The organism is bacterium, assembly GCA_024228115.1.
GTDB lineage: Bacteria > Myxococcota_A > UBA9160 > UBA9160 > UBA6930.
In genome coordinates this window covers 1-7,895 of sequence record JAAETT010000663.1, presented here as the reverse complement: position 1 = coordinate 7,895, position 7,895 = coordinate 1, and the positions used below count along the sequence as shown (strand labels likewise).

Genomic DNA, 7,895 nt, shown 5'->3' with positions numbered 1-7,895 from the left:
CTCACGCGCCAAGTCCAAGCCTGGCAAGACGATCGCAACCGAACGACGAAGGGCGTCGACTGGCAATTCACGACCCAACAAGCCCGCGTGAAACTGCGACGACTCTACCCCCAGCTTTTGGTGTGACAAGGGACTAGCCTGTCGGGGACGTCCGTCGCGAACATCCCCCCTTCCCAAGGAGATCCAAATGCAGCGGTGGTTCATCCTCTCTGCCATCGGCCGCGATCGCCCCGGCCTGGTCGCTGAGCTGGCTCAGCTCGTCCTCGAAAGCGACGCGAACGTCGAGGATTCCCGGATGACGATTCTCGGTACCGATTTTGCCGTGATCCTGCTGTGCTCCGCGACCCGCACAGACTCCGGCGACCGGTTGGCGGTAGGCGCCAAACAGCTCGAGCGGGACCATGGACTCACCATCCTTCTCCGCCACCTCGAAACCGGGACCCGACCCTCCGTTCCTTCACCGGACACCCAGCTGTTCCGGGTCGTCGCCGCCGGAGAAGACAAGGCAGGAATCGTGGCCGGCATCTGCGGTGCCCTCGCCAACCTCGGCGTGAACATCGCCGACCTCTCCACGTCCAGTCAGCCGGGCCCCGGAGGCTCGCCTCACTATCAGATGACGATCCTCTGCGAGGTCCCCGATTCCCTTGGCGAAGGCAGCCTCCGCACTGCCCTCGAAGCCGAGAGCGATCGGCTCGTCGTCGACGTAGAACTCGCGCGCGAAACCCAGGACTGAGCCTCGCAAAGCGGCCGCTTCGCTTCTCTTACGTGAAGCGAAATGGAATCCTGCAACTAGCGATCGATCTCAGGGCGTCCGGTCGATCATCGGCAGCTCACCCCATCGGTCGCGCAATGGGTGGCCCACGACCTCGAAGAAGATCTCGATGAATCGGTAGGTCAGGCCCCAGACGACGTGGCGCTCCGGATCCCCGACGACGATCCCGGGAAACTGCAGACTGCCGGTTTCGCGGAACGCTTTTTCGATATGACGCTCGGGCTGACGGAGCTCGCGAACGGGGAACCAGAAGGTCTCTGCTACTTCGTAGTTCGGCATCAGCTCGTCCGGCGACGGATGATGGAAGACGAAGCCGGAAATGACGAGAGGAGCCACGCGCCCGGCATGGCGGCCCTGGAGATCATCGAGGCGACCGATCAGCTCTGCGCCTTGGAGAGAGACGCCCACTTCCTCGAAGGTCTCGCGCTCCGCAGCGATCTGGATGCTCCCGTCCACATCCTCGACGCGGCCCCCGGGAAACGCCATATGCCCCGACCAGGGGTCGCCCTCCTTGGTGGCACGTTCGATCAGCAACACCTCGGGCCGCCCAGCGTTCTCGCGCAGCACCACCGCCACTGCGGCTCGACGGTCCGAGGGCCGCTCGATCAGCTCGGGCTCGTGGCCGGAAAAGGCCGCACGGATCTGTTCCAGACCAGGCATCCCGTCAGGATAGCTACAGCTTCTCCCGGCAGCTGCGACTCAACTGGATGAGGCGCTCTTCGCGCCCCCCCTCGCCAGGCCGCCACTGCCCCAGCACCAGCGAGCGTCCGTCGTTCACGAGCGCGACGCCCGTCGGGGCGCCCCAATCCGCGACCGGGCCGAGATCCAACCGCACGAGCTCCTCGCCCGGCGTGCCGAGGCGCAACTGGCTTCGGCCCGCGGCTCGCGCCGGGGTCCCGCCCATACGCGCCAGGATGAAGCCCATGCCTGCTGGAACGCATCGGGACCGGCTCCGCGGGCGTAGACCAGCGAGCGCGCATCCAGCGACCACGCGAGAGGCGCAACCCAATCCAGACCGCCAGAAACAAGGGGGCGATGGGAGCCCAGGGAAAGACCGCCGTGACCAGCGACGAGAGCCGCCGTGAGAATGGAAAAGCGTCCTTCGTTCCCCGTCGACCAGACCATGCCGCGGCCCCCGGCCTCGTAGATGGGGAATGCTCCGGGTGCAGTCGCCGGGATGATCCGCCGAGAGGGCAACCGCCCGCGCGAACGTTCCCTGGTTTCGGCCGAGAACACGCCCAGTCCACCTCCTCTGTCCGATTCGAACAGGACGCCTTCGCCGATCGGGTTCGGCACCGGTCGGAAATTGTTGCCGGCCTCGCCACAGGTCCAGCAGCGCGACGCCCGGCTGCCGGGATCGATGAAGTGGAGCTGACGGCGCCCCTCGGAACCCGGCGCGTCGAACCAGAGCCGACCCTCAGGCGCACCGAAGCGCGGATGCGCTCCTGAGTTCGCCAATACGGGACCCTGCTGGAGCGCGGCCTCACACTCGAGAAGCGGACCGAGCGCAACCTCGGCGTCGATATCGAACGCCAGGGTGCGGTAGACCGCTGGGATCGTGACTCCGGAGCCGGCCGCCAGCCCGTGGAACGCGGCCACTCCGAAGGCCAGGACGATCCCGACGAGGGCCTGACCAACCCACCAGTTGAGAGGCCGCCCGCGGTCGAACGCCCAACCGCCCAGAACGACCGAACCGCCAAGCCACGCTGCGGCAAGCAGCGTCCAGAACGATGTGCCGCTACCCAGGCCGAGCAGGCCGGCGGCAAGCAGCGAAGGCAGCACAGCAAGCCCGCTGGCACCGCGCAGCACGCGGCGAAGTGAATTCTGCGAGGACCCGGCTGCCACGGCGAACACTGGAAGGATAGCATTCGCGCCCGGATTTATTGAGACTTCCCCCGAGGCAAGGCCGGGCTACGATCGGCGCGATGGGAACCCTCGAGCTCCCCCCGCCGCAGGCCAGCCGAATCCTGGAACTGGCGCGAACGGACCGTCAGGCCGCCCGTGAGGCGATGGCCGAACACAGCCTGGACGCCCAGGTGGCCCTGATCTGTGAGACCCCGGTCAACCGACGGGGTGAATTGCTGGGACTGACCGCCGACCCGGCGCGCGTGATTCCACGCTTGCCGCCGGCGGAGCTTTGCTTCACCGCCCACGCGGTGGGCCTGGCGGATGCGGGCTGGCTACTCGAGCATGCCACCGCCGAGCAGGTCACCACCTGCATCGACCTCGATGCCTGGCGAGCTGGCCTGCCGGATCGGGAGCGCCTCGGACAATGGCTCGAAGCGTTCGCAGATGGCGGAGACGCCACGCTGCAGAAGGCTTCCGCGGCGGTGGATGCCGAAGCCTGGGCACTGCTCCTCATGGATCAGGCCCACGTCATCATGAAGCCATCCGGCGATGACGATTGGGAGCCTCCTGCGGGCGGCCAGACCCTCGACGGCCAGTTCTACGTGATCTCACGTCGTGGCAGCGATGACCTCACCGAGCTTCTCGATTTTCTGCGGGTTCTCTTCCAGGAAAGCTACTGGCTCTACTTCAGGCTGCTCCAGGCGGTGATCTGGGAACTCCCCACGGAGACCGAGGAATGGGCGAGACGTTGGCGCGGCGGGCGGCTCGAGGATCTGGGTTTCCCGCCCCTCGACCGGGCCAAGGGAATCTACGCGTTCCTGAGCGAAACCCATGTCGACCGGATTTCGGAAGAGACGCGCAGTTTCGAGCTCGAGGATTATCCGATGCCGGTATGGATGCCGAGCTTCCCGGTCACCGCAGAGACCGACTACAGCCTGTTCCGAGCCTTCGCAGGCCTGCCCGATGAAGAGCGCAGAACCCGGCTGCTCGAGTTCCTTTCCCTGGCCAACCGGGTGGCGGTGGCGGATGACCTCCCTCTCGGCGATGCAGAGACACTGCCCGCATCTCTGGCGAAGGCGGCACGCTTCGCGAGCCTGGGGCTCGATTTCCTGTGTGGCGAGCACCACCTGGCGGCGCCAGACGCCCTGCGCCGCGTGACCCAGGACCGGTTGTTTCGCGTCGGTTTCAACCTCGAACGCGCTGCAGGCCGAGCGGAACCGCCTCTTCATCTCGAGAACGAGCCAGAGGCCGAAGAAGGCGAAACAGACACCGAGGCCTAGAAACAAGAGAGCCCGCGGGACAATGACCCGCGGGCTCCTTTGTGTTCAGCCGGTCGTCTAGAGGTCGACGGCCTTCAGGGTCTTGCGCTTGTTGCCGATCGCGCGGGCCTCAGCGTCCTTGATCAGCTCACGCACCTTCGCGTCGAGAGCGCCGTAGAACTCGCCTCCGACATTGCACTTCTTCACGGCCGCCTTGGTGCGGGCCTTGGAAATGATGAGTTCGACCGGCTTGCGAGCCGCCTTCTTCCTACGTGCTGCCATCTGAATGAACCTCCCATGCCGGGCGAGCAATGACGGCTGCCCGGTCGTGTTCCCCCCCGTGACGCACTGCACGCCCCGGTTCGAGGCTGGGGATGGTAAGCGTTCCGCCGACGGAGTCAAAGAAAAAACTGCCCAGATCGGGCTCTGGGGGCTGTTTCCGAGGGTCTTTCCGCCGGCGCCCACTGCGATACGTTGCGCGGCCATGTCGAACGCCGGAAACCCCGCCGAGACCGAAGCCGAAACACGAGAAGAACTCTTTACGACCGACGGTTTGGCCGGCCTCCAGCTGCATGCCATTCACCGAGGAGAACCCGGCGCGCCTTGTCTCGTGCTGCTCCATGGTGCGGGCGCAAACGCCCATTGGTGGGATCATCTGGCACCCACCCTCGCCCGGAGTTTCCACGTCGTGGCTCTCGATTTTCGCGGGCACGGAGACTCGGATTTCCCGGCGGAACATGCCCCAGGTGCCTTTTCGGACGATCTGGAGGCCCTTTTGGAGCATCTGGACGAGCCGGGGGCGATTCTGATGGGCCACTCCATGGGCGCGCATGTGGCCCTTTGGCACGCGGCGCAGCCTCGTAGGACACCGGCGCTGGTCCTGATCGATCTGGCCCGAGGCGCCTCGGCGAGCCGCCAGCGCGCCACCCGTCTGGCACTGACGCTTCGTCGAACCTACACCTCCCGCGAGCAGGCGATCGACAAGTTCCGCTTCCTGCCCGGCGCGGCCCACGCGGCGCCGGAGCTGCGGCGGGCGATCGCCGCGCACTCGATTTGTGTCGAACCCGATGGTCGGTTCGGCTTCAAATTCGATCCCCGTTGGTTCGGCGTACCAGGACGTCGCCCCCCGGACCTTTCGGCCGTGGCGTGCCGGACCCTGCTGTTGCGAGGCGCGGATAGCAACCTGCTCACCTCGGAAGGCGCCGCCGACATCGCCGGAAAGATCCCGGACTGCGAGTTCATCGAAATCGCAGACGCGGGGCATCACGTCCACGTGGATCAACCTGCGGCGGTGCTCGCGGCGGCAATCCGATTCCTGGATGCAACGTAGACGAGCCAGGCCCACTCGCAGGGATGCAGGGCAGCTGTCTTCAGGAATCCGGGTCCATCCGCGCGACGAGATCCGGCAGGATCACCTCCAACGGGTCCGAGAATCGCCAGGTCGCCACCCCGTCGAAGGGTGTTTCCGACGCCGTCAGAATGGCGACCTTTGCGCCGACATCCAGGGCCCGAGGAAGCATCTCATTGATGGGGCTGACCACCAGCGAGGTCCCGATCGCGACGAAGAGATCGCAGTCGCGAGCCGCCGAAAACGAGCGCTCCAGATCTGCTGAAACCAGGCTCTGACCGAACGAGATCGTCGCCGGCTTCCAGGGCTCGCCACATCGACACTTCGGGACGGCTTCGCCCGCCTCCCAGGCCTGTTGCGAGGCCTCTCGTGGCTCACGCCTCCCACAGGCGAGGCAACCCACCTCAGCGTCGGTACCGTGGATGTGAATCAGACGATCGACTGGGAAACCGCTGCGGACGTGAAGGCCGTCGACGTTCTGGGTCACCAGCAAGTCCAGGTGATCGTGCGCCGCCAGCTGCACGAGCGCGTGGTGAGCAGGATTGGGCTCGGCCGCCTGGATCACCTGCCAGGTCTCTCCCTTGTAGCGCCAGTAGGCCTCGCGACTGGCCTGGTCTGCCATGAAGTCCTGAATCGGAATGGGTTGGTAGTTGGACCAACGTCCGCCCGGCGAGCGAAAATCCGGGATGCCGGATGCAGTCGAAATGCCAGCGCCAGTCAGCACGACGACACGCGTGCTGCGGAGCCATTCATCGGCCAACTGTTGGCGGGCATCGTCCATGACGGCCAGTGTACCCTCGAACCCGCGCGAACCCTGCGCTTTGGAGCGAACCTGTGACCTCGAGAGCCATCGATCTCCGCAGCGATACCGTCACTCTCCCAACCTCCGGAATGCGCGACGCCATGGCGCAGGCTGACCTCGGCGACGATGTATACGGCGAAGACCCGACGGTGCAGCGCCTCGAAGAGCGCCTCGCGAAAATGCTTGGAAAAGAGCGAGCGATGTTCTTTCCCTCGGGCACGATGGCAAACCAGGCGTGCCTGCGGCTCCTGACCCGTGCTGGCGATCTGGTTCTCGGCTCGAAGGATTGCCATATCCAGCGCTTCGAGGCGGGTGCTGCGGCGGGCTTGTCAGGGCTTCACGTCGAACGTCTTGGCGACGAAGGCCACTTCGACGCGGCCCAGCTGCGCGCCGCCCTGCCGCCGGATGATCCCCATTTCGCTCCGGCTAGCGTCGTCGCGATCGAAAATACCCACAACGCCGCGGGTGGCCGCGTGTTTCCGGCAGACCACTTGGATGCGATCGTTTCGCTCGCTCGGAAGCGTGGCCTGTCCCTTCATCTTGACGGCGCCCGCTTGTTCAACGCGGCCGTTGCAAGCGGGCGGCCGGCAGCCGAGTTGGCCGCTCCCTTCGACACGGTCTCCGTATGTCTCTCCAAAGGGCTGGGGGCTCCCGTCGGATCGGTCGTGGCGACGAATGAGCACCGGCTCGGAGCGCTGCTGCGTATCCGGAAGATGCTCGGCGGGGGCATGCGCCAGGCCGGCATGCTCGCGGCTGCGGGCCTCTATGCCCTGGAACACCATGTCGAGCGCCTGGTCGAGGATCACACCAACGCCTCCCGGCTGGCAGAGGGGCTGGCGGAGCTGGGCGCAGAGGTGACGGCGCCAGAGACGAACATCGTGATGTTTCGGGTGGAGGATCTCGACGCTTTCGTGTCCGCCGCGGCCTCATGCGGAGTGAAGATCGGGCGCTTCGATGCGACGCGTCTTCGGGCCGTGACCCACCTCGACGTCTCGGCTGCGGACATAGGCGAAGCTCTCACTCGAATGAAAGGGCTTTTCCGAACTTGATCCCGGCCGGCTCCCGGTTACGCTTCCTGGTGACACGTGGCCAACCCCCCTCCGTCTGGAGGCCCCGCGTCGGAATGACCGCTGAAGGATCCGGGCAAATTGCCCCGGAAGAGGTTCGAAGCAGGGTTGGTCGAAAACGCGTGATCAAACTGGTGATGGGCGCTGAGATCCAGGCTGAGCCTTCCTTTGTGTGGGCGGCCCTTTCGGATCCCCGACAGATTGCCCATTGGCGTCCGGGCGTGGTTGCAGCGCGCTCGCCCGACGCTTCCTATCCGACGGCCGGGCGCCGCTTTCGCTGGATGTGTCGCCTGCACGAGCTTCCGGTAGAGCTGATCGAGACACCGATCCACGTGGAGCCACCGTCGCGCCTCGAATCGGATGTCGCTCTCGGGCTCTTCCATTTCTCCCAGACCTTCACACTCACGCGTTCCTCCGAGAATCGCCGCGGAACTCGCCTGGTCATGCACGTCGCGACCGACAATCAGATGCCCCTGGTGGGTGGCTGCCTGGACCGGTTCGCGGTTCGACGCTTCGCGACGGATCTCGCTTCCACCTACCTCCAGGCGATCCGCGACTGGTGCGAACGGGGCAAGGCGACGCCGCGACCGCTGCCCACCTTGATGCGAAGCGTGGCCTCGAGCGCTCAACTCTGAAGCGAGGCCCACGGGCCACGCCGCTAGCCCGAATAATTCATGAAGAAGTCGCGTTCCTGAATTGAAGAAGGCCCCAGTTGCGGTAGAAACGTGTTGCGACACCCGTTTCCCCTCAACAAGGGCCCCTTCATGAAGCCGGATTCTACCGCACAGACTGTCACCTT

Annotated in this window: 9 protein-coding genes; 5 read left to right on the top strand and 4 right to left on the bottom strand. The window is 65.6% G+C overall.

The window, feature by feature from the left end; genetic code table 11:
* Positions 1-187 precede the first annotated feature (187 nt).
* Positions 188-733, top strand: a complete 546-nt coding sequence (locus GY937_27640) for a hypothetical protein (protein MCP5060488.1) — start codon at positions 188-190, stop codon at positions 731-733.
* A gap of 69 nt (positions 734-802) precedes the next feature.
* Here the strand turns inward: GY937_27640 and GY937_27635 are convergent, their stop codons facing one another.
* On the bottom strand, positions 803-1,432 hold the full coding sequence (locus tag GY937_27635) for a CoA pyrophosphatase (GenBank protein ID MCP5060487.1): 630 nt from the start codon (positions 1,430-1,432) through the stop codon (positions 803-805).
* 114 nt (positions 1,433-1,546) lie between these two features.
* Complete coding sequence (locus GY937_27630; protein MCP5060486.1) at positions 1,547-2,617, bottom strand: hypothetical protein; 1,071 nt, start codon at positions 2,615-2,617, stop codon at positions 1,547-1,549.
* Positions 2,618-2,697: 80 nt separating this feature from the next.
* On the opposite strand from GY937_27630, the gene GY937_27625 reads away from it, so the two are divergent.
* Positions 2,698-3,900, top strand: a complete 1,203-nt coding sequence (locus GY937_27625) for a hypothetical protein (protein MCP5060485.1) — start codon at positions 2,698-2,700, stop codon at positions 3,898-3,900.
* A 57-nt stretch (positions 3,901-3,957) separates the two neighbouring features.
* Here GY937_27625 and GY937_27620 read toward each other — a convergent pair whose 3' ends face one another.
* Complete coding sequence (locus GY937_27620) at positions 3,958-4,116, bottom strand: DUF1931 domain-containing protein (GenBank protein ID MCP5060484.1); 159 nt, start codon at positions 4,114-4,116, stop codon at positions 3,958-3,960.
* A gap of 247 nt (positions 4,117-4,363) precedes the next feature.
* On the opposite strand from GY937_27620, the gene GY937_27615 reads away from it, so the two are divergent.
* Entirely contained in the window at positions 4,364-5,209 is an 846-nt protein-coding gene (locus tag GY937_27615; GenBank protein MCP5060483.1) for an alpha/beta hydrolase, read from the top strand.
* A 40-nt stretch (positions 5,210-5,249) separates the two neighbouring features.
* On the opposite strand, the gene GY937_27610 is transcribed toward GY937_27615, so the two are convergent.
* On the bottom strand, positions 5,250-6,008 hold the full coding sequence (locus GY937_27610) for a hypothetical protein (protein MCP5060482.1): 759 nt from the start codon (positions 6,006-6,008) through the stop codon (positions 5,250-5,252).
* Between the two features lie 110 nt (positions 6,009-6,118).
* Here GY937_27610 and GY937_27605 point away from each other — a divergent pair, with 110 nt between their 5' ends.
* Together GY937_27605 and GY937_27600 are read left to right on the top strand one after the other, a co-directional pair.
* Positions 6,119-7,078 carry an aminotransferase class I/II-fold pyridoxal phosphate-dependent enzyme gene (locus GY937_27605; protein ID MCP5060481.1) on the top strand — a complete coding sequence of 320 codons (960 nt, stop codon included), beginning with the start codon at positions 6,119-6,121 and terminating at the stop codon, positions 7,076-7,078.
* 74 nt (positions 7,079-7,152) lie between these two features.
* A complete protein-coding gene (locus GY937_27600; GenBank protein ID MCP5060480.1) occupies positions 7,153-7,731 on the top strand; it encodes an SRPBCC family protein in 579 nt (192 codons plus the stop codon).
* The last annotated feature ends 164 nt before the right edge of the window (positions 7,732-7,895 follow it).